Here is a 21,303-nt window from a genome sequence, read left to right as displayed (position 1 = left end):
TGGCAGGTTCTAGGCGATCAACTTGCGAAAGCTGCTGCAGAGCTGGTACACGACAACTTCCGATCAGAATGCGTCGTTCAGGTGTCATCGCTGCATGGTTGGGTTCTGCTGCTAGCTACCTCTATGCCTAAGCGACTGTCATGCAATCATTGCGGTGGTTGAGAGCACCTTACTGTTCTAATGTCTTTGGGCATGTAGGCGCAAGGTGGGGAACTGATGGCGCAGAACATTACACCGCAAGAGGCAATCAGGCGGTTAGAGCGACCCCCCTGCGATCGCGCGGGCCTGTCGTTCGTACGGGGATTCGCGTTATCTGCTGCGTTGTTGGTGCCAGGGATTGCCCGCACACAGGACCTCCAGCCGTGGGCAGGCTACACCACACAGGGCTTAGCCGAGACCCGCGCACCTTGGCAGTTCAGGTGGGACGATCCCGAGAATGAATGGCTGAGGATAAGCACTGACAGCCAGAAGGCAACTTGGTTTCTACAGCTGGCCGCCAGCGATCTAAGGGCCAAGGATCAACCCAAGAGCGCGCGTCGCGTGTGGCTCAAGATCGACTACAGCAAGCAGGCAACCGAACGAGCACGCGAGGCCAAGGCGCTGTGGGTCGTGGATTGCAACAGCCAGACTTTCACGGTGCGTAACATGACCTGGTATGCGCCCGATGGCGTTTCCCAGGAGACCCGGTCCTATCCGACCACGGACATTATCCCGGAGAGCATGTCCGCGACAGTCTCGCGCCGGGTCTGCTCTCAATGAGCGAGGATGCCGACGACTTTATCGACTGCATGTTAGCGCCGGCGGGACCGACTGAACCAAAAGCCGAGCCACGCCGGCAACGTCGGATGCGGGCAATCGTAAGCAATCACCACGTCGATTACGCTCACAACGATGTCGCCAATGCGGCATGGTTTTTCAAAGAGCGATTGACCAAAGCGTTCCAAGACAAGGAGCGCAGCGATGGCATCTTCGTGGATATGATGGCGATGGCGACCATGACGGCGTTCGCGCTGGAGGGTTACGTCAATTTCGTTGGGATGACGCTGATCGAGCGCGGGCATGAAGGTGACAATGCCAAGGGTTCCTGGCTAAGGTTTGAGAAGAAGTCACCGCGAGATAAGATCAAGGTTATCCGTCGTCTAACCGGGGCAACAATCGATTGGAACAAGCGGCCTTACAGAACCGTCCGCGACCTGATGGGCCTGCGTAACATGCTTGCTCATCCCAAAGCCCACCGCCCTGAGCAAAGGGAGTTTGAAGCGGTCGGCACCGAGGACGAACTAAAGAAGATGCTGCGCGATTACCGGCCGGAGTACGAGCGCCAGCTGACGTGGGATTTTTTAACGATGGCCTACGAGGACGTCGAGGTAATTTGGAACGAACTGTTGGGCTTTGCCAAGATCGAGGCCCATGAAACGTGGAGCGGCGGGATGCAGGGCCTCGAATTTCTCGAACACGTCGATGAGGACTAGGGGCGATGAAGTTTCCGACACTTCCTAAGGACGTTATTGACGCTGCTCGTGCGGCGTTCGCTGACGCTAACGATCGGGTGTCTCACCTTCTAATGCGTCAGCCGGCGATGCACGAAGAGGGGCTCGATTTCCACTTGGTGTCTAAGTTGGACGAGGTGGGCGCGCAGGTTCTGCCGTCTGGAACAGCCCTGGTTATCGAAACCCATTGGCTGGGTGGTCGGCGACATTACGGGCGCTGGGAAATCTCCGACATAGCCATCGTGATCGCGGTGCGCGTCCAGGGTGGGCTGATCGCCAGGAAAGTTGCGTTGCTTCAAACGAAGCGGCTCTACTCCAAAGAAATACCGGTCGATCACACCGATAGGAGCGACTACGAAATCGGGATTGGCCGTCTCGTCGATCGCACCGATAAGGCGAAACCGCTGTTCATCCAGCGCAATTTTTCGTTCTCCGACAAATGCGTTTACGGTGCACTATCGGCGGGCAGTGAGCAGGTTCAGCGCATCGACGATTATGTCGATGAGCGCGGTATTCCCGTCTATTATGCGCTCTACAATCCACCTAAGGTACCAGCTAACGGACTTCATCCCCCAATAACCGGCTACGCGCGCCTCGATGAAAACGAGGTAGGGTGCCGCGTTCTCAAGCGGGAGGAAATCCACGGCGTCCTGGACGATCTACCTGCCGGTTCAACGCCCTCGTTCGGCGACATGCAGAACAGCAAGCGCAAAACGACATTTGATCCCTTCGCGGCTCACGGTTGGCGGCTTGAAACGTTCGTTGCAGATGAAGTCATGCGATGTCGAGAAGGCCGTCTGTTTGAGGACGCACAGGATGATGTCTTGGCCTCGCTGCTCTACCGTCGGTCAGCGCCAATCACGGCTGCGGTGGTTATGACGGTTGACCTTCCCAAGAGTGAATTAGCTTACGAGTATGGAGAATCTTGACCATCTTAGTTGTTGAACTTAATCGGTTGCTCGCTCGCTTGGCTGAGAGTCGAGACGAGACGATCGCGACAGCCCGGCTCCTCTCAGTCCATTGACAAGCGGCTAAGCCATGACCAACTTACGCGAACGGGCTTCTCCACGGAGGTGGGGCAGTCATCATCTGGAGTCACCTGTTCTATCAAGTTTGCCTGCATAGCTTCCTCCACATCATTATTGAAAGCCTACTGGAGAAGGGGAGAAAGCCTATGACTACATTCATTGATACAACTAAGGCCGCTTATAGTTCGTCCACTTGCTGGATTAAGAAATTCGCTGTTCCTGCTCTAGTTGCTCTGGCTGCAACAACATAAAGGCCCGCCGATTGGCGGGCCTTTGACGTTCTGCGTTTGGTTGTCCGCTGATGGTGATCTGGATGCTCTCGAGCGAGACGCCAAAGAAGATCAACAGCCTTTTCGTGGCGTCCGCGAAAACTTCGCGGCTTTGAGTTTGGGCGGCGCGGTGCAAAGTATGATCGCGGGGAGGGGGCATGGGTTTGACAGCTTTGCGGCAAAAGCCGCCCTTCATCGCCTGGCGCTTGAACGACGGCTTCGTCCCAAGAAACGTCGACCAGCCTTCCGACAGCAGTCGACCATAATGCGTCGCTGGGCGAGAGGGCATGGAGCGGCGGCATGTTCCTAAACACGCCGTTCGCCAGAGATTGCCTCCCCTCCCAACGGCAAGGTTTCTTTCGAGTGCTACTCTGACGAGCCGGCCTTTGCCCAGATTATCCAGCACGCAGCGTTGAAAGCCGCATGTCCTTCGACAAGAAAGGCGGCAAACGCCGCATCGAGCGTCGCTATGACGTCGTCACGAAGCGCATCGTCGAGGTCTGGCAGGATCGCGCCAACGCGCCCCATTCGCCGACTGTAGGTAATGAGATCGCCTGCAGTGAGGCTACATGCCACATCTGTGGGCGTGATATCGACATTGCGCCACCCTGCAGCGGCCAGGATGCGAAAAATGTGGGTGGCATTCGCGAAGGCAAACTGGCCAGGTGCTTCGGGGTTGGCCTCGGGCTCATCCTTCCACCCGAGCAGCGGCCCCGCCGCGCGTTCCGCCGCCGTCATGAAGGGGTTTTCCTCGCGGCCCCGCCATACCATGCAGGTCATCGTGCCGCCGTTGCGCACTGCCGCGCCGATATTCGCGAAGGCTGCGATAGGATCGTCGAAGAACATGACTCCGAAACGCGACACCACGGCGTCGAATGTACCGGGTGAGAACCGGTGGCGCTGTGCATCTCCAGCGATAAAGCGCACGTTATGCGCACCTGTCGCAAGGGCTCGCTGGCGTGCATGGTCCAGCATCGCCTCCGAGACATCGATGCCAGTGCAATGCGCCGACGGCCCCAGCCTGTCAGCCAGCGCCAGCGTAATGGCTCCGGTGCCGCAGCCGATATCGAGCACCGCCTGTGCGGGCTCGGTCGTCACGGTATCGACCAGCATCCGCTCAAACGGCAGGAACAACCGATCGAGCGTCGGCTGAAGGTCCACCCAGACGTTTCCACGCTGCTTGTTCCAGCCAAGCCCGCCGCTGTCCTGATCGTGATCGTGATTCACTGGCTCATCCTTGATACGGTTGATGATTCGCTGAACGGTGCCACTTCAAGTCAGCTTGAGGTCAAGGATGGGTTTGATCGATATTGCCGAGGTCGCGCGTCGTTCCGGCCTCCCGGCCTCGACCTTGCGCTACTACGAACAACAGGGATTGATTGAGTCACTCGGCCGCCGGGGCCTGCGGCGTACGTTTGCCGCCGACGTGATCGACCAACTGTCGCTGATCGCGCTGGGCCGGTCCGCCGGCTTGTCGCTTAGCGAGATTGGCGGGATGCTGAGCCCCGATGGCGAGATTCGGATTGATCGTGGGCTACTCGCCGCGAAGGCGGATGAGATCGGTCGCACTATCAGGAAGTGGGAGACGCTTCGCGACGGTCTTCGAAGTGCAGCGCGTTGCCCAGCGCCCAGCCATGCCGAATGTCCCACCTTTCGCAGCCTACAAGGAGCCGCCCTGGGTAGCCGCCGCGGGCAATAGCTCGGCGGGATCGAAGGGACGCGGGCCTTCGCGAACTTCTGCTTCCGCCGAAAGCCGTCGTTCGAAGCGCCTGCCTCCGATGACGGCTTTGTCCCACTTTTCGCCATCACTAGCGGGTGAACTCCGACACGTGCGCGAGTTTGGTGCAGGCGCCTCGCCGAGGCCACGCACGGGTGGGATCATTGATTTCACAACCGCCTGTACCGCAAAAGTCAAATACCCGTCGTTCCTTGCTCCGATTTGCGTTTCCGGGCGCCAGATGGCAATAGCCCGTCACGCGTTAGGCTGACACAAAGCTAGAATCGCCTGCTATTTTGGAATCGAACCCACCCCACATTTGCAAGTGACGGTATCTCGAACGGTATCTGGGCCGACGATATCTTGCTCAAGTCTTTGAAATAATTTTTTAATTTCAGTCAGTTCGATTCCGTCCCCGCATCGAACCGGGTGAACGCCGCCCCCTTCTTATCAAGACACCCCTCCTTCCCCGGCCCCGCGTTGCTCTTTCATTGATCGCTTTAGATGCGATCAGGCGGACAAAAGCACCACTCAGCACATCGGGCATCAGGGCGCCACTTCGCCGGTGCAGGGACGGTTCAAGAAAGAAGCGGCACTCACAACTTGCCATCCCGACCTGCTGCGGCAACTACCCCCCGGCAGCGCCGCGGACGCCCACGCGCGCTTTCGTTTAACGATGTTGATCCACGGTCCGTGCATTGCGGCACCAGCGTTCCTTGATCAGGGACAACGATCAGTGCATTCGAATGCAAATTGTTGTGGACATATTGAGCGCGCGTGCCTAGCGTTAGTCATCTGGAGCCGCACGAAGATGGTGGCACGGACGCAGGAGGTGCTCGCGCCTCAGAATCCGGCACCTTAGTGCCGGCTACACGAGCGCGTGATGGGATGTTGTCAAGCTACGCCGATGCGGCGTTGGCTTCAGGAAGGCTGTCAGTCGCGCATGCGCAGAATGAATTTTAGGAGCTCGGCCCGGCATGCCGTGCCGCTGAGCATTGCCCTCTTTACTGCGGGCCTGACTGCACCCGCACCAGCGTTTGCCCGCGGCGAAGAGGCGGCACATCGCCACCAAGCGCATCGGAATGCCAGCACGCCCTGGTGGAAGAAGGCGGTAATCTACCAGATCTACCCGCGCTCGTTTGCCGATTCGAATGGCGATGGCGTGGGCGACCTGAACGGCATCATCGGCCGGCTCGACTATCTCCAGTCGCTCGGTGTCAATGTGGTGTGGCTCAGCCCGCATTTCGACAGTCCGAACGTCGACAATGGCTATGACATCCGCGATTACCGCAAGGTCATGGCCGAATTCGGCACGATGCGCGATTTCGACCGGATGGTCACTGGAATGCGCGCGCGCGGCATCAAGCTGGTGATAGATCTCGTCGTCAATCACACCAGCGACGAGCACCGCTGGTTCGAAGACGCGAAACAGGGACCGAACGCAAGGTACCGCGACTATTATATCTGGCGCGCCCCCAAAGCCAACGGCACGCCGCCGAACAATGCCGCGAGCTTTTTTGGCGGCAGCGCCTGGTCGCGCGCAGGGAAAAATGGAGATTATTATCTCCACTATTTCGCCAAGCAGCAGCCAGATCTGAACTGGGACAATCCTAAGGTTCGCACCGACATCTACGACATCATGAAGTTCTGGTTGAACAAGGGTGTCGCCGGCTTCCGCATGGACGTGATCCCGCTGATCTCCAAGGATCCGGCGTTCCCGGATCTGACGCCCGCCCAGCTGGCGGACATTGCCGTGCCCTATGCGCACGGCCCGCGCACCCATCAGTATCTCCGCGAGATGAACCGCGAAGTGCTGCGCCGCTACGACGCAATGACCGTCGGCGAGGCCATCGGCATCAAGGACGACGAAGACCCGCTGTTCACCAGCCCTGCGCGGCAGGAACTGAACATGATCTTCCACTTCGACGCATCGAATGTCGATCGCGACGGCTGGAAGACCCGTGCCTGGACGCTCCCCGAGTGGAAGGCACGGTACGATCGCCTGTATACGGCGCTCGGGCCGCGCGGCTGGACGGCCACGTTCCTGACCAATCACGACAAGCCGCGTGCCGTATCGCATTTCGGCGACGATAGCCCAGAGTGGCGCGCGCTGTCCGCAAAGGCGCTCGCGACCATGTCGCTCCTGCAGCGTGGCACGCCTTTCGTCTACCAGGGCGACGAATTGGGAATGACCAACTTCCCGTTCACCGCAATCGATCAGTATCGCGACATCTCGGCGCTCAACCTGTGGCACGACAAAGTCGAGACGGGCGAGGCAGCAGCGAGCGATGTGCTCGCGGTACTGGCAAAGACCAGCCGCGACAACGCCCGCACACCGATGCAGTGGGACGGAACGGCCGCAGCGGGGTTCACCACCGGCACGCCCTGGATCGCCGTCAATCCGAATTACCGCACGATCAACGCCGCGCAGCAGGCGGCCGACACGACGTCCGTGCTCACCTATTACAAGCGCCTGATCCGCACGCGACGGAGCCTGCCCTTCCTCATCGACGGCAGCTATCGCGACATCGATCCCGGTCACGCCAACGTCTATGCGTTTACCCGAGTGGGGACCGGCGGTCGCGCGGTAGTGCTGATCAATTTCTCGAAGAAACCCGTCGACTATGCGCTGCCGCAGGGCATTCGCCTGCGGCGACGCATCATCAACAATGGCACGGGCGCTGCAGTAGCGCCGGGCGCCGCCCGGGTCGTTTTGGCGCCCTGGGAAGCCAGCGTCTACACCTTCTAAAATCAGAGAATACCACCGCCGGGGGGCTTCGAATGCCAACAACCGCATTCGAATGCATCATAGACCACTTATTGGTTGTTGTTTGGGGAGATCAAAACACGTGTCCACCACTTATCGCAAGTCGCTCATATCTTCGACAGCACTGGTGCTGTTGCTGACGGCCAATCATGCATTCGCACAAACCCAGGTAGGGCAGGTAGAGGCAGCTATGCCCCAGACGGCGGGCACTCAGGATGCTGCTGGCAGCGAAGAGGATCCCGCGATCGTCGTGACCGGCTACCGCGCTGGCCTTCAGCGCGCGCAGGCCGTGAAGCAGAACAACTTTTCGGTGGTCGAGGCGCTTTCTTCGGAAGACATTGGCAAGCTGCCGCAAGCAAGCGTCGCGGACTCGCTCGGCCGCCTGTCGGGCCTGGCCGGTGAACGGCGCGCCGGTCGCGTCAGCGGCATCTCGGTGCGCGGCTTCCGCGAGGATTATGTCGGCTCCATGCTCAACGGTCGCGAGCTGATCGGCATCGGCGACAATCGTGGGGTGGAATATGACCTGTATCCCACCGAGATCATGGCGGGCGCCACCGTCTACAAGACGCCGAATGCGGCCCTCGCCGCTACCGGCATCGGCGGCACGGTGGACCTGCAGACCATCCGCCCGCTCGAACACGCCAAGGTGCTGACGCTCAACGCCAGCTATGAGCAGAATGGTCAGAAGTCGGACAATCCCGACTTCAGCAATCGTGGCTATCGCTTCGCCGGTTCGTTCAGCGACAAGTTCGCCGACGACACGCTGGGGGTCGCATTTACTGCAGCGGTGACCTCGTCGCCGACGCAGGACGAATATACCAGCGTCTGGGGCTATAGTAAGGGCCAGGTCACGTCCGGCCCCAACGCCGGCAAGTACGCGCCGACGGGCGTGACGATCAGCTCAAACTCCAACGTGCTGAAGCGGACGACCTTTGCCGGCGTGGTGCAATGGAAGCCTTCCGACGTGTTCAACGTGACCTTGGATGGCCTGCACATCAATTACTCGGAAACCGGCATTTCGCGCGGCTTCTTCGACTCGCTCTCGCTCCAGTCCGACGGCAGCGGCGTGATCAGCGCGACGGATACCACGATCACCTCGGGGCGCAGCACCGGCTTCAACTCGGTGATGTTCCAAGACCCCCGTCGAAAGACCGGGAAGCTGAACGTGTTCGGGGGCAACTTCAAGTTCGATCCTTCGAGCGACTTCCATGTCAGCTTCGATGCATCGCATTCGGACAGCAACAAGAGCGACGCGCGCGACGAGACCTATGCCGGTCTGGGCCGCGCGGGCCTGACCAGCCAAGGACCCAACACGCTGCGCACCTATCAGGTGGCTGGGAACGGCATCCAGTTCTCAAACAACTCGCAATCGTTCGACAATTTCTCGGCCGTCAAGCTTGCCGGCCCGCAATCCTGGGGCGGCACGATGGCCCCGCTGGGAGCGCCCGGCGGTCCGCTGTACCAGACGGCGGTGCGTAATGCCTCCGGCACGCCGATCGGCTACGCCCAGGCGCAGGACGGCTTCATTAACGACGCGCTGTTCGACGAATTCCTCAATGCCGCGCGGCTGGACGTGCGCAAGGACTTTGCCGATGGCCTGGTCAAGAACATCCAGGCAGGCTTGCGCTACTCGTCGCACAAGAAGTCTAAGGTCAACCAGGGCTATTTCCTCGTCGCCTCGACCTACCCGAACGACGGCACCGTCCCCGCCGGCTCGCAGGCGGGGCTCGCCAGCCTCGAATGGACGGGCCTGGGCAAGATCGTCGCCTATGATGCGCGCGGTCTGATCGATAACGGCTTTTACAAGCGCTTCGACGATACCCAACTCGAGCCGGATCGCGCCGGTGATACCTACACCATCCGCGAAACCATCTGGCAGCCTTACGTGCAGAGCGATTTCGAGCACAACTTCGCCAGCGGCGCCCGGATCTTCGGCAATGCCGGCGTGCAGGGCGTGTTCACCAAGCAGCGCGGATCCGGGAACAACTCGTACACCGGTGCCAACCTGTACGATATCGCCATTCCGGTTTCGGACGGTGCGAGCTATGCGCGCGTTCTGCCCAGCCTGAACTTCAACCTCGACCTGACGCACGGGCACATGATCCGTCTGGCGCTTGCGAAGACTATCAGCCGCCCTCGCATCGACTCGCTCAACCCCGGATCCTCGGTCGCGTTCAAGAACAGTGTTGCGACGGTAACCAGTACCGATCCGGTGCAGGGCCCGTGGGTCTCCTCGGGTGGCAACGCGCAGCTTCGCCCCTATGAGGCCAATCAGGCGGACCTTTCGTACGAATATTACTTCGCACGCGACGGGTTCATTTCGGTCTCGGCGTTCTACAAGCACCTGGTGAACTGGAACAAGCTTTCCACCACGATCCGCAACTATAGCCAGTTCTACATCCCGGGCTATCACCAGGCCGTGAGCAACAACGGCTCGACCGTCTATACCCCGGCAACCTTCCTGGGCGTCAACACGGGCTATGTCGGCGGACTGAAGGGCGAGGTGAAGGGCGTCGAAGCCCAGGCGACGATCCCGCTGGGGCACCTCGTCCACTTCCTCGACGGCTTTGGTGTCGTGGCGGGTGCCGCTTATACCGACGGGTCCTTGGACGATGGTTCGCGCGTCCCGGGCCTGTCGGAGAACGTCTACCAGGCGACGCTCTTCTATGAAAAGGACGGCTTCGCGGTTCGCGTCTCGGGCAATCGTCGCTCGAAATGGCTGTCCGAGGATCGGGGCGGCAGCAACACGCTGGTGGCCGTCCAGCGCGCAGGCGAGACGCTGGTGGACGCCCAGATCAGCTATGACTTCAAGAACGCGGGCATCCGCGCCTTGAGCGGCCTGCGCCTGTCGCTGCAGGCGCAGAACCTGACCAACCAGCAAGATACCTACACCGACTCGGTCAGCGGACTAATCCTCCGCAACGAGCGCTTCGGTCGCAACTTCCTGCTGAACGCCACCTTTTCGCTGTTCTGATCCGGGGCTTCTCCGGACAGCATAAGGGCTAGAACGACGGCTCCACCAAGTGGCAGTGGTGGAGCCGGTTTTCGAAGAAGCGGGAGCGGGATGCAGGCCGACGCAACGTCAGTCATCGTGGTGGGCGGCGGCACGGCCGGGTGGATGACGGCCGCGCTGCTCGCCAAAATCCTAGGCGCGCGCGCACACGTAACGCTGGTGGAATCCGAGGCGATCGGGATCGTCGGCGTCGGAGAAGCAACGATACCCCCCATCTGCGCCGTGAATGCGATGCTGGGGATCGACGAAGGCGCGTTCCTCCGGGCAACAGGCGCCACAATCAAGCTGGGTATTCGCTTCGATGGCTGGGGCCGCCCAAGCGATTCCTACGATCACAGCTTCGGCGGCGCAGGCCGCGACCTGCCCTTTTGCGGCTTCCACCATTTCTGCACCCGCGCAGCAATGGAAGGGTTGCCCGCGAACTACTGGGACCATGACTTCAACGCATTGTGCATCCAGGCCGGCCGCTTCGCGCCCGATGCCGAGACGGCACCCAATCCCGTCTGGCCGCTGCCCCATGCCTATCATTTCGACGCCGGACTTTATGGCCACTTCTTGCGGGGCATCGCGGAAGGCCTGGGCGTGCGTCGCATCGAGGGGCGCGTAGTCGATATATCGCGCGCACCCGAAACCGGCGACGTCACCGCGCTCCACCTCGAAGACGGACGCAGTCTCGAAGGGGCGCTGTTCATCGATTGCTCGGGTAGCCGCGGTCTGCTGATCGAGCAGTTCCTGCAGACCGGCTATGAGGACTGGAGCCACTGGCTACCCTGCGACCGGGCCTTGGCGGTGCCATCGGCGCGCGAGGCGGTGTCACCGCTGTACACGCGCGCCACTGCACGGGCGGCGGGCTGGCAATGGCGCATCCCCCTGCAGCACCGCAACGGCAACGGCCTCGTTTATTCCAGCGCCTATATCGACGACGACGCGGCAGCCGACACGCTGATGGCGGGGCTGACCACGGCGGCGCAGGATGCCCCCCGTCTGCTCCGCTTCCGCACGGGTCGGGCGCGGCGGCAATGGCACCACAATGTCGTCGCGATCGGCCTGTCGAGCGGTTTTCTCGAGCCGCTGGAATCGACCAGCATCTATCTGATCCAGTCGGCAATCGTGCGGCTGCTGCATCTGTTTCCTCATGACGGCCGCCCCGATCCCCAGCGCGCCGAATATAATCGCCAGTCGGCGATCGAATATGAACGGATCCGCGATTTCGTCATCCTCCACTATCATGCGCAGCACCGCCCCGAGCCCTTTTGGACAGAGCGCCGCGCGGCGGCGCTGCCGGATCGACTTGACGAGAAGATCGCGCTGTTCGCCAGCACCGGCACGATTGTGCAGGACCCATTCGACATCTTCACCGAGGCATCCTGGGTGAAGGTGCTGCTCGGCCAAGGAATCACCCCCGCCGCCTATCACCCGCTCGCCGGCGGCTTCAGCCGCGATGCGCTGGCGCGTCAGTTCGAGCAGATGGCGATGGTCAAGCGACAGGGCGTGGCGCGGCTGCCGCTGCACGACGCGTGGCTCAGCGCCACGATGGCTCGCACCGCGGCATGACCCCGCCACGGCGCATCGTCATCGCCGGCGGCGGCACCGCAGGCTGGATGACCGCCAACCTCCTCGCGCATCGATGGCCGCTCATGTCGATCGAACTGCTGGAGGCACCCGAGATCCCGACGATCGGGGTCGGTGAGGGCTCCACGCCCTCGCTCAAGCGCTTCTTCGAAGTACTCGGCATCGCGGAAGCCGAGTGGATGCCGCGCTGCCACGCCACCTACAAGGCGAACATCCGCTTCGTCGGCTGGAGTCCAGATGCCCCAGCCGACGCCTATAGTCACCCTTTCACCACGCAGCTGGACCTGCACACCATTGACGCGTTCTTCGCGAATTGCCGCAACCGGCGCGGCGGCTATGACGTCCCGACCGACCCCGGCACCTTCCTCCTGAACGGGGCTCTCGCCGACGCCGGCAAGGCGCCGCTCGCGCCGCCGAGCTTCCCGTTCAAGATCGACTATGGCTATCATTTCGACGCGGCGCTGCTGGGCATGTTCCTGCGCGAGCGGGCGGTGGCGCGCGGCGTCGTTCACCGGCCCGCCAAGATCGTCTCAGCGGTGCGGCACGAGAATGGCGACATCGCTGCGGTGTGCACCGAGCGTGGCGACGTGGTTCCCGGCGACCTGTTCGTCGACTGCACCGGCTTCGCTGGCCTGTTGTTGCAGGGCGCGCTGGGCGTCGGCTTTCGCAGCTTTGCCGACAACCTGTTCAACGATGCCGCAGTGGTCATCCCCACCATGCCCACCGAGCCTGCGGCACCGCCGGTCGAGACGCGCGCCACGGCGCTGTCCAGCGGCTGGGCATGGTCCATCCCGCTGCAGAGCCGGGTCGGCAATGGCTATGTCTATGCGCGCGGCTATCTCTCGGACGATGCGGCGGAAGTCGAATTGCGGGGGCATCTCGGCTTGCTCGACAGCGACGTGGCCGCGCGGCACCTCCGGTTTCGAACTGGTCAGGTCGCGCAGCACTGGCATCGCAACGTGCTGGCAGTGGGACTGGCACAGGGCTTTATCGAGCCGCTGGAAGCGACGGCGCTGCACCTGGTGCTCAACACGGTCGAGAAGTTCATGCGCCAGTACGAAGAAGGCGGGTTCACTCCCGCCAAAGCGGGCGCGTTCAACGATACCATCCGTGCGATGTTCGAGCGGGTCCGCGACTATATCGTCGCGCATTACAAGCTGAACACGCGTACCGACACCGCCTACTGGATCGATAATCGCGCGCATGATTGTCTTTCGCTCCCGCTCCGCCGAATCCTCGACCTCTGGTATCGGCATGGCGATCTTGCGGCCGAGTTCGCGGCGGATCCGGACCTCACCTATTTCAGCGCTGAATCCTGGCACTGCCTGCTCGCCGGCTACGGCACGTTCCCGCCGCCACGGGCGGACCAGCGCGACGACGTCGATTTCCATCGCGCGAACGGCGTCGAAGCATTCCTGCACGGCTGCAGCATGAACTTCCCCTCGCATGCCGACGCGCTCGCCCGGCACACCGCGACTGCGAGCGCCGGCGCATGATCTGGCAAGACCTTCCCGAGACCCCGGTCGTTCCGCCGCAACAAGCACCGGGCGTTACGCCGATCTCGGGAGCGCGCGCCACCCCGACGATCTTCCGCGGCCAGACAGCGGACTGGGAAGCCGTCCGCGCCGCCCGCCAGTCGCCGCAGGCGGCGCTTGCCTATCTGTCCGCCTGCGCCAGCAGCGTCCCGGCTGAGGTCTGGGTGGGGCCGGCGAAGAGCAAGGGCCGCTTCTTCTACACCGAAGATCTTAGCGGACTGAATTTCGAACGACGGCTGGCGGCACTGCCCGAGATCATCGCGGCGCTAGGCAAGGCGCTGGCGGGAAGGTCATCGCATTCGATCTTCGCCGGCGCGGTCAATTTGGCGCGCCACGTGCCGGGGCTTGCCGACCAGGTACCGATGGCGCTGCTCCCCGAGGACCAGCACCGCCTCACCTCGCTCTGGATCGGCACGCCTTCCCGCACCGCTGCCCATTGGGACTATTCGGACAATCTCGCGTGCCCTGTGCTGGGCACGCGCGCCTTCCTGCTGTTCCCGCCCGAGGCGCTGCCGGACCTGTATCTCGGCCCGATCGACTGGACGCCGGCCGGGCAGCCGGTGAGCATGGTCGATTGCGAGCAGCCGGATCTCGCGCGCTACCCGCGCTACGCCCAGGCGCTGGAGCGCGCGCAGGTGGCACGGCTCGCACCGGGGGACGCGCTGTTCATCCCGTCGATGTGGTTTCATTACGTCCTGTCGCCGGAGCCGGTGGGCGCGCAGGTCAACTTCTGGTGGCACCAGGGCAGCGCCCGGCGATTGCCGCCGATGAACAGCCTGATGCATACGCTGCTCGCCCTGCGCGACGCCAGCCCGGCCGAACGAGATGCGTGGCGCATCGTCTTCGATCACTTCGTGTTCGGTGATCCCGCCGCTGTCGTGGCCCATTTGCCGCCATCGGCACAGGGGGTGCTCGATCCGGAGAACAAGACTGCAGCCGACCATCTCCGCAAGCAGCTCGATGCCACCTCGTTGGGTACGCGCAGCCGCTAAGAAACTACCGCCATCAGTGTTGCATTCGAATTCACTCCGCAGTAGCGATGTGCATGGGAGGGGTCGCATCACATGAACATAGAACAGGGGCGCACGGCCTATTCCGCGGAGACGCTGCCGGACAGCGAGCTGTATATCGGCGCCGGCTGGCGGAAGGGTGCGCGCGGCCGAACGGCTGCGGTGACCAATCCCGCAACCGGACGGCCGATCGGCGACGTCGCGCTGGCCGAGGCCGAAGATCTCGCTGACGCGGTGGCGGCCGGCGAGGCCGGGTTCCAAAGCTGGCGTCGCATGTCGGCCTTCCAGCGCGCCGCCATCCTGCGCCGCGCGGCGGCGCTGCTGCGCGAGCGTGCCGATGTGATGGCCCGCCGGATCACCCTGGAGCAGGGCAAGCCGCTCCGCGAGGCAACCGCCGAGATCCATTTTTCCGCCGAAGTGCTCGACTGGTTCGCCGATGAAGGCCGGCGCACCTATGGACGGATCATTCCTGCTCGGGCGAACGACGTCACGGCGCGCGCGACCATGGAGCCGCTGGGGCTGATCGCAGGCTTTACCCCATGGAACTACCCGGTCGGCCAGGCGGTGCGCAAGATCGCGATCGCGCTGGCAGCCGGCTGCTCGATCATCGTCAAGGTCGCGGAGGAAACGCCCTCAGCGGCCGTGGAAATGGTTCGCGCCTTCATCGATGCAGGCGTGCCGCCGGGGGTACTGCAGCTGGTCTACGGCGATCCGGCGCAGCTCTCGGCCTTTCTGATTGCGTGCCCCGAAGTTCGCGCGATCAGCTTCACCGGCTCAACGGCGGTGGGCAAGACGCTTACCGGGCTGGCTGGCCAGCATCTGAAGCGGTGCGTGATGGAGCTGGGTGGACACGCACCCGCCCTCGTCCTTGCGGACGCTGATGTCGATGCCGCGGCAGCATCGCTGGCAGGCGACAAGTTTCACAATGCAGGCCAAGCCTGCATCTCGCCCACGCGGCTGCTGGTTGCTCGAGGCGTAGTTGATCGGTTCACCGCGGCGTTCGTCGATCGCGCGTGGGCGGTCCGCGTCGGCAACGGTCTCGATGCGACCACGACGATGGGGCCGCTGGCGAATGCGCGGCGTGTCATCGCGCTTTCACGGCTCGTGGAGGATGCCGTCGCCCAAGGCGCGCGTCTGCTGTGCGGCGGAGCCGGTGGCCCGAGCGAACATGGCCACTTCTTCCTGCCTACCGTACTAGCGGAGGTGCCGCCCACGGCGCGCATTCTTCACGAGGAGCCTTTCGGCCCCGTGGCGATCATCAACGCAGTCGCGGATGTCCAGGAAGCGCTGATCGAGGCCAATCGCCTTCCCTATGCCCTTGCCGCCTATGGCTGGTCGCGAAATGCAACCGACATCGATGCGATGCAACGTCACCTTCGCGCAGGCATGGTGTCGCTCAACCACAATGGCCTGGGCTACCCCGAAGTCCCGTTCGGCGGCATTCTTGACTCCGGCTTCGGCGACGAAGGCGGGCCGGAAGCCTTGCGAGAAATGATGTACACGCGCTTCCTCTCGATCCGGAGTCCGCAATGAAGGCAGCAGTTCTGCGCGACTTCGGTCGCGACCTCGAGATCGAGGATATCGCGATCGCCGATCCGGGGTACCGCGAGGTGCTGGTCCGCATCATGGCCAGCGGCGTTTGCGCCAGTGACCTTTCGACGATCCGCGGCAAGACGGGATCTGCCCTGCCCCTCGTCCCTGGGCATGAGGCAGCGGGCGTGGTCGAGCGCGTCGGATCTGGGGTATCGAAGGTGAGGCCGGGCGACCCGGTCGTGCTCAGCTGGTCGCCCAATTGCGGGCACTGCTTCTATTGCCAGGACAGCCACCCGACCCTCTGCGACGTCTACGGGCATGCCGCAGCCCATGGTGGCCTGTGGGACGGCACGAGCCGGCTCGGACCACCCGAGGCGCCGATCGGCCATTATTCCTGTGTCTCCTCGTTCGCCGAGCTCGCGGTAGTGCCCGAAACCGGATGCATCCTGCTGCCGCCCGACATTCCGTTCGCGGTGGCCGCGCTCATCGGGTGTGCGGTGACCACCGGCTTCGGTGCGGTAGCAAATGACGCGCGCGTCCGTCCCGGCGATTCCGTCGCCGTCGTCGGCGTCGGCGGCGTGGGGATCAACGCTATCCAGGCCGCCGCGCTTGCGGGCGCACGGACGGTGATTGCCGTCGATACCAACCCGGCCCGAGCGCAGATGGCGCTCGCCAGCGGCGCGACCCATTTCGTCGATGGCGCTGCGCCCGACCTTGCAGACCAGGTGCGCGCCTGGACGAACGGGCGCGGCGTCGACCATGCGATCGAGAGCACCGGACACCCCGCCGCGATGGCAGGCGCCTATGCCATGACCCGGCCGGCGGGGTCGGTCGTGATCGTCGGGATCGCACCCGTCGGCGCGACCCTCGCCATTCCCGCCATCGGCTTCCCGGGATCGAAGAAGCGGATCCTCGGCTCGATCTATGGCGGCGGTGTGCCGGAACAGGATATTCATCGCATCCTTTCGCTCTATCGCGCTGGCCGGCTGGCGCTGGATGCCCAGATTGGCGAGCAGGTGCCGCTGGCGCAGGTCAACGACGCGCTTCGCTGGCTGGAGTCCGGCGTGCCGGGCAGGACGATCCTTCTGCCCAACTGACTAATACGACTTTTCTTGCATTCGAATGCATGCCGTTTAAGAAGGGTGCGTTCACACGACCCACGGAGCCCGACATTGCCCCAGTATCTGAAGCGCGGCGCCACTGCCGAATCGAAGGCCGCGGCGAACCGACAGGTTCGCGACACGGTCGAGACGATCCTTGCCGACATCGAGATGCGCGGCGATGCTGCCGTCCGCGATCTCTCGATCCGCTTCGATAACTGGGATCGCGACAGCTACCGCCTGTCCAACGCGGAAATCGCCGCCTGCATCGATACGCTGAGCCCGCAGGACGTGAAGGACATCGAGTTCGCGCAAACGCAGGTGCGCAACTTCGCGCAGGTCCAGCGCGCATCGATGCAGGATGTCGAGGTGGAGACGCTGCCGGGCGTCGTTCTCGGCCATCGCAACATCCCGTTGAACGCTGCCGGTTGCTACGTTCCCGGTGGCAAATACCCCTTGCTGGCATCGGCGCACATGTCGGTGATCACTGCCAAGGTTGCCGGTGTGCCGCGCGTCGTCACCTGCGCCCCACCCTTCCAGGGCAAACCGGCACCGGCAATCGTTGCGGCCCAGGCAATGGCCGGTGCCGACGAGATCTACTGCTTGGGCGGCATTCAAGCGGTTGCGGCAATGGGCCTCGGCACCCAGTCGATCGCACCCGTCGACATCCTGGTCGGTCCCGGCAACGCCTTCGTCGCAGAAGCCAAGCGACAGTTGTTCGGCCGCGTCGGCATCGACCTGTTCGCCGGCCCGACCGAGACGCTGGTCATCGCCGACGAAGCCGGCTGTGATGCCGAAATCGCTGCGACCGACCTGCTGGGTCAGGCGGAACATGGGCCGGACAGCCCGGCGGTGCTGCTGACTACCTCGGACAAGCTAGCCCGGGAGACCATGCGCGAAATCGACCGGCTGCTGGAAATTCTGCCGACGCGCGGCGTGGCGCGCAAGGCGTGGGAGGCGTTTGGCGAGGTCATTGTCGCCGAGAGCGATGCGGAGATGGTACGCATCGCCGACGAGATCGCTTCGGAGCACGTACAGGTGATGACCGCCGACCCGGACTATTTCCTGCAGCACATGACCAACTACGGTGCGCTCTTCCTCGGCCGGCGGACTAACGTGTCGTTCGGCGACAAGGTGATCGGCACCAACCACACGTTGCCCACCAAGAAGGCGGCGCGGTACACCGGCGGCCTGTGGGTGGGCAAATTCCTGAAGACCTGCACCTATCAGCGGGTGACGACCGATGCGGCATCCGCACTGATCGGCGAATATTGCAGCCGGCTCTGCGCACTGGAGGGCTTTGCCGGCCATGGCGAGCAGGCCAATGTCCGCGTCCGGCGCTTCGGCGGGCGTGACGTGCCCTATGGCGGCGCGGCGGCGCCCTCGGACCTGACCCGCGTCGATGCCTGATCCGCAGCTGCCCCGCACCCCCGGCTTCGCGCTGCACGGCCGGCGGGCGGTGGTGACGGGCGCCGGGCGCGGCATCGGTCTCGCCGCCGCGGCAGCACTGGCCGAGGCGGGTGCTGCCGTGACGCTGGTGGCCAGGTCCGCCGCCGAGATCGAAGCCGGCGCTGCCGCAATCCGCGCCGACGGCGGCAGCGCGGTGGCGGCCTGCCTCGACGTCTCTAACCTGCCGGCGGTGGCCGCTTTTTTCGAGGAGCAGCCGGCGTTCGACGTCCTCGTCAACAACGCGGGGACCAATCGGCCGATGCCGATGACCGCCGTAACGCCTGCCGACTACGATGCGGTGCTCGATCTGAACGTCAAAAGCGCCTTCTTCGTCGCGCAGGGTGCCGCGCAGGCGATGCTCCGCGCGGGAAAGGCTGGATCGCTGATCCACATGGGATCGCAAATGGGGCATGTAGGCGGCCCCAATCGCGCTCTTTACTGTGCGTCGAAATGGGCGCTGGAGGGCATGAGCAAGGCCATCGCGCTCGATCTCGCACCCCATCAGATCCGTTCGAACACGATTGCCCCGACCTTCATTGAGACGCCGTTGACCAAGCCCTATTTCGAAGATCCCGCGTTCAAGGCCAGCGTGCTGGCGAAGATCAAGCTCGGCCGCCTCGGCAAGGTCGAAGACCTTATGGGCGCCGTCCTGTTTCTCGCGTCCGACGCATCGGCGATGATGACGGGGACGAGCATCGTCGTCGACGGAGGATGGACCGCGGAATGACCTTCAAGGAAAAGCTCGCATCGGGGACGCCGCTGGTCGGCACCTTCGTCAAGACGCCCTCCCCGATCGTGGTGGAAGTGCTGGGCCTCACCGACCTGGATTGTCTCTGCCTCGACGCGGAACACGCCCCGTTCGACCGCATCGCTATCGACGGCTGCGTGGCGGCGGCGCGCGCGGCGGCCAAGCCGGCGCTGGTACGCGTGGCGACCGCTGCGCCCGAGCACATCCTCAACGCGCTCGATTGCGGCGCAAGCGGCGTCGTCGCGCCGCATATCCGCTCGGAGGCAGAAGCCGAGGCTTTTGCCCGCGCCTGTCGCTATGGCGCCGGCGGCCGGGGCTATGCGGGATCCTCGCGCGCGGCGGGGTACACCACGCGCAGTATGGCAGGCCATCTGGCCGCGAGCGCGGCCGGCGTCGTCGCGATCGCCCAGATCGAGGACCCGGAGGCGGTCGAGGATATCGATGCGATCGCGGCGGTCCCCGGCATTGACGCGCTGTTCGTCGGCCGCGCCGACCTTACCGTGGCGTACGGCGCAACAAGCCAGGACGATCCTGCGGTGATCGCTGCGGTGGAGGCCGTTTGCGCGGCGGGGCGCCGGCACGATCGCCGCGTCGGCATGTTCCTGGCCCGGATCGAAGACGTTCCGCACTGGACGGCGCGCGGCGCGAGCCTGTTCCTGCTCGGTTCGGACCATGGCTTTCTGCTACAAGGTGCAGCCGACCTGCTTCGGCGGGCGCGCGCTTGACCACAGCCGAACCGACGATCGCTACCCTCGCATCGCACCTGGCGAGCGGACAGCTCCGCGCGCGCGACTTGCTCGACGCCTGTCTGGTGGCGATCGCAGCACGCGACGGCAACCTCCACGCAATGCTCGCGATGAACCTGGACGCACGCGCCGAAGCCGACGCCGCGGATCGCGCGGCGGCACAAGGCAGGTCGCTGGGACCGCTCCACGGCATCCCCATTGTCGTAAAAGACAATATTGACGTGGCGGGCATGCCCACCACGTCCGGATGCATCGGACTGCGCGGCGCGATGCCGGTTGGCGACGCAAACGTGGTCTCGCGGCTGCGCGCGGCCGGCGCGGTACTGGTCGGCAAGACCAACCTGTCTGAACTCTCCTTCGAGATTCGATCGCGCAGTTCCCTCGGCGGCGACGTGCTGCACCCGCTGAACCTCGAGGTGACGCCGGGCGGATCGAGCGGCGGCACCGCCGTTGCGGTGGCCTGCGGCTTCGCAGTGGCGGGCCTCGGAACCGATACCGGCGGGTCCCTCCGCATTCCTGCCGCCTATACTGGCCTGGTGGGATTTCGCCCCGCCCAGTATGCCCTCCCGATGAACGGCATAGCACCGCTTGCGCCGGCGACCGACACGGTCGGACCGATCGCCCGCTCGGTCGACGATGTCGCGCTGCTGCTCGCGGCGCTCGGCCTGCGCTTCGCTGCGGCACCCGATCGCCAGCCGCGCATCGGCATCCTGCGTCAGGCATTCGGCAGCGATCGCGCCATCTCCGCGGCGCTGGCGCCGGCGATCGACGCACTCGCGCGGAGCGACGTTCAGATCATCGATCCGGTGGCGCTGCCGGACGCATTGCTGCCGATAAGCGGCGATCACATTGTCGATGCGCAGTTCGCTGATGCGTTCGACGGCTATCTTGCCACCAATTTCGTCCCCGGCACCGCGCCTGCGACACTGTCTGCGCTGGTGAAAAGCGGGGCGCACTTGCCCGATTATGCGCCGCAGTTGCGCGCCCGACTGGCGCGCAAGGGCGGAGCGACCGCCACGATCCTCGCCGAGCATGCCCGGCTACGAGACGCGATGGTGCACCTGCTGAACGAGAAGCAGGTCGATCTCCTGCTGTTTCCTACCTCGCAGGTCGTGCCCCGCTCTCTGGAGAACCCGAAGGGCGGCTGGGCGCCCGAGCTTGCGGCGCGCAGCGGCTGGCCCGCGCTCAGCGTGCCGTCTGGCGAGCAAATCGACGGCATGCCGGTCGGCGTCGAACTGATCGGGCCGCCAGGCTGCGAAACGATGCTCTTCGCCGCAGCCCGGCAGATCGAAGCGCGCGGGCGCTGAACGCGCCCGCGCTGCGGGG

At 63.8% G+C, this 21,303-nt stretch carries 17 protein-coding genes; 15 read left to right on the top strand and 2 right to left on the bottom strand.

The annotated features are described in order from the left end of the window. The first annotated feature begins 216 nt into the window (after positions 1 to 216). From BM009_RS14700 to BM009_RS14690, 3 genes are read left to right on the top strand one after another with little or no spacing between them, the layout of a single operon-like run. Positions 217 to 759, top strand: a complete 543-nt coding sequence (locus BM009_RS14700) for a surface-adhesin E family protein (protein ID WP_139216630.1) — start codon at positions 217 to 219, stop codon at positions 757 to 759. Next, a complete protein-coding gene (locus tag BM009_RS14695) occupies positions 756 to 1,472 on the top strand; it encodes a hypothetical protein (RefSeq protein WP_093297292.1) in 717 nt (238 codons plus the stop codon). Before BM009_RS14700 ends, BM009_RS14695 begins: the two co-directional genes overlap by 4 nt. A 5-nt stretch (positions 1,473 to 1,477) precedes the next feature. Next, positions 1,478 to 2,419 carry a hypothetical protein gene (locus tag BM009_RS14690; RefSeq protein WP_093297290.1) on the top strand — a complete coding sequence of 314 codons (942 nt, stop codon included), beginning with the start codon at positions 1,478 to 1,480 and terminating at the stop codon, positions 2,417 to 2,419. Positions 2,420 to 2,719: 300 nt separating this feature from the next. On the opposite strand, the gene BM009_RS14685 is transcribed toward BM009_RS14690, so the two are convergent. Beyond that, entirely contained in the window at positions 2,720 to 2,983 is a 264-nt protein-coding gene (locus BM009_RS14685) for a hypothetical protein (protein WP_093297288.1), read from the bottom strand. A 170-nt stretch (positions 2,984 to 3,153) separates the two neighbouring features. Beyond that, positions 3,154 to 4,014, bottom strand: coding sequence for a class I SAM-dependent methyltransferase (locus BM009_RS14680; protein ID WP_217644204.1), 861 nt, complete (start codon positions 4,012 to 4,014; stop codon positions 3,154 to 3,156). A gap of 67 nt (positions 4,015 to 4,081) precedes the next feature. On the opposite strand from BM009_RS14680, the gene BM009_RS14675 reads away from it, so the two are divergent. The 12 genes from BM009_RS14675 (at position 4,082) to BM009_RS14620 (ending at position 21,284) form a co-directional block, all read left to right on the top strand. Next, positions 4,082 to 4,486 (top strand): helix-turn-helix domain-containing protein, encoded by a 405-nt coding sequence (locus tag BM009_RS14675; protein ID WP_093297287.1) that lies wholly within the window; start codon positions 4,082 to 4,084, stop codon positions 4,484 to 4,486. Positions 4,487 to 5,456: 970 nt separating this feature from the next. Then, complete coding sequence (locus tag BM009_RS14670) at positions 5,457 to 7,253, top strand: alpha-glucosidase (protein ID WP_093297285.1); 1,797 nt, start codon at positions 5,457 to 5,459, stop codon at positions 7,251 to 7,253. A 208-nt stretch (positions 7,254 to 7,461) separates the two neighbouring features. Next, a complete protein-coding gene (locus BM009_RS14665) occupies positions 7,462 to 10,245 on the top strand; it encodes a TonB-dependent receptor (protein WP_175488037.1) in 2,784 nt (927 codons plus the stop codon). A 90-nt stretch (positions 10,246 to 10,335) separates the two neighbouring features. Then, a complete protein-coding gene (locus tag BM009_RS14660) occupies positions 10,336 to 11,838 on the top strand; it encodes a tryptophan halogenase family protein (RefSeq protein WP_093297281.1) in 1,503 nt (500 codons plus the stop codon). Beyond that, the gene (locus BM009_RS14655; RefSeq protein ID WP_093297279.1) at positions 11,835 to 13,352 is read left to right on the top strand and encodes a tryptophan halogenase family protein; all 1,518 of its coding nucleotides are present in this window, start codon (positions 11,835 to 11,837) and stop codon (positions 13,350 to 13,352) included. The genes BM009_RS14660 and BM009_RS14655 overlap by 4 nt, the downstream gene beginning before the upstream one ends. Continuing rightward, positions 13,349 to 14,383, top strand: coding sequence for a cupin-like domain-containing protein (locus BM009_RS14650; protein ID WP_093297277.1), 1,035 nt, complete (start codon positions 13,349 to 13,351; stop codon positions 14,381 to 14,383). The genes BM009_RS14655 and BM009_RS14650 overlap by 4 nt, the downstream gene beginning before the upstream one ends. Before the next feature lie 72 nt (positions 14,384 to 14,455). After that, positions 14,456 to 15,934, top strand: a complete 1,479-nt coding sequence (locus tag BM009_RS14645; protein WP_093297275.1) for an aldehyde dehydrogenase family protein — start codon at positions 14,456 to 14,458, stop codon at positions 15,932 to 15,934. Beyond that, on the top strand, positions 15,931 to 17,031 hold the full coding sequence (locus tag BM009_RS14640; protein ID WP_093297273.1) for a zinc-binding dehydrogenase: 1,101 nt from the start codon (positions 15,931 to 15,933) through the stop codon (positions 17,029 to 17,031). The genes BM009_RS14645 and BM009_RS14640 overlap by 4 nt, the downstream gene beginning before the upstream one ends. Positions 17,032 to 17,106: 75 nt before the next feature. Continuing rightward, entirely contained in the window at positions 17,107 to 18,444 is a 1,338-nt protein-coding gene (gene hisD, locus BM009_RS14635) for a histidinol dehydrogenase (RefSeq protein ID WP_093297272.1), read from the top strand. Beyond that, on the top strand, positions 18,437 to 19,210 hold the full coding sequence (locus BM009_RS14630) for an SDR family NAD(P)-dependent oxidoreductase (RefSeq protein ID WP_093297270.1): 774 nt from the start codon (positions 18,437 to 18,439) through the stop codon (positions 19,208 to 19,210). Before hisD ends, BM009_RS14630 begins: the two co-directional genes overlap by 8 nt. After that, positions 19,207 to 19,956 carry an HpcH/HpaI aldolase family protein gene (locus BM009_RS14625; RefSeq protein ID WP_093297390.1) on the top strand — a complete coding sequence of 250 codons (750 nt, stop codon included), beginning with the start codon at positions 19,207 to 19,209 and terminating at the stop codon, positions 19,954 to 19,956. The genes BM009_RS14630 and BM009_RS14625 overlap by 4 nt, the downstream gene beginning before the upstream one ends. Then, a complete protein-coding gene (locus BM009_RS14620; protein ID WP_175488035.1) occupies positions 19,953 to 21,284 on the top strand; it encodes an amidase in 1,332 nt (443 codons plus the stop codon). The genes BM009_RS14625 and BM009_RS14620 overlap by 4 nt, the downstream gene beginning before the upstream one ends. The last annotated feature ends 19 nt before the right edge of the window (positions 21,285 to 21,303 follow it).

It is taken from the genome of Sphingomonas sp. NFR04, assembly GCF_900114095.1.
In the GTDB taxonomy this organism is placed as follows: Bacteria; Pseudomonadota; Alphaproteobacteria; order Sphingomonadales; family Sphingomonadaceae; genus Sphingomonas.
This window is presented reverse-complemented; position numbering and strand designations above follow the sequence as displayed.

Excerpts from the sequence above, each read along its gene's own strand:
- BM009_RS14655 (WP_093297279.1), top strand. The coding sequence starts at position 11,835 with ATGACCCCGCCACGGCGCATCGTCATCGCCGGCGGCGGCACCGCAGGC.
- BM009_RS14695 (WP_093297292.1), top strand. The coding sequence starts at position 756 with ATGAGCGAGGATGCCGACGACTTTATCGACTGCATGTTAGCGCCGGCG.
- BM009_RS14630 (WP_093297270.1), top strand. The coding sequence starts at position 18,437 with ATGCCTGATCCGCAGCTGCCCCGCACCCCCGGCTTCGCGCTGCACGGC.
- BM009_RS14675 (WP_093297287.1), top strand. The coding sequence starts at position 4,082 with ATGGGTTTGATCGATATTGCCGAGGTCGCGCGTCGTTCCGGCCTCCCG.
- BM009_RS14625 (WP_093297390.1), top strand. The coding sequence starts at position 19,207 with ATGACCTTCAAGGAAAAGCTCGCATCGGGGACGCCGCTGGTCGGCACC.
- BM009_RS14685 (WP_093297288.1), bottom strand. The coding sequence starts at position 2,983 with ATGAAGGGCGGCTTTTGCCGCAAAGCTGTCAAACCCATGCCCCCTCCC.
- BM009_RS14645 (WP_093297275.1), top strand. The coding sequence starts at position 14,456 with ATGAACATAGAACAGGGGCGCACGGCCTATTCCGCGGAGACGCTGCCG.
- BM009_RS14670 (WP_093297285.1), top strand. The coding sequence starts at position 5,457 with ATGAATTTTAGGAGCTCGGCCCGGCATGCCGTGCCGCTGAGCATTGCC.
- BM009_RS14700 (WP_139216630.1), top strand. The coding sequence starts at position 217 with ATGGCGCAGAACATTACACCGCAAGAGGCAATCAGGCGGTTAGAGCGA.
- BM009_RS14690 (WP_093297290.1), top strand. The coding sequence starts at position 1,478 with ATGAAGTTTCCGACACTTCCTAAGGACGTTATTGACGCTGCTCGTGCG.
- BM009_RS14660 (WP_093297281.1), top strand. The coding sequence starts at position 10,336 with ATGCAGGCCGACGCAACGTCAGTCATCGTGGTGGGCGGCGGCACGGCC.
- BM009_RS14665 (WP_175488037.1), top strand. The coding sequence starts at position 7,462 with ATGCCCCAGACGGCGGGCACTCAGGATGCTGCTGGCAGCGAAGAGGAT.
- BM009_RS14640 (WP_093297273.1), top strand. The coding sequence starts at position 15,931 with ATGAAGGCAGCAGTTCTGCGCGACTTCGGTCGCGACCTCGAGATCGAG.
- BM009_RS14650 (WP_093297277.1), top strand. The coding sequence starts at position 13,349 with ATGATCTGGCAAGACCTTCCCGAGACCCCGGTCGTTCCGCCGCAACAA.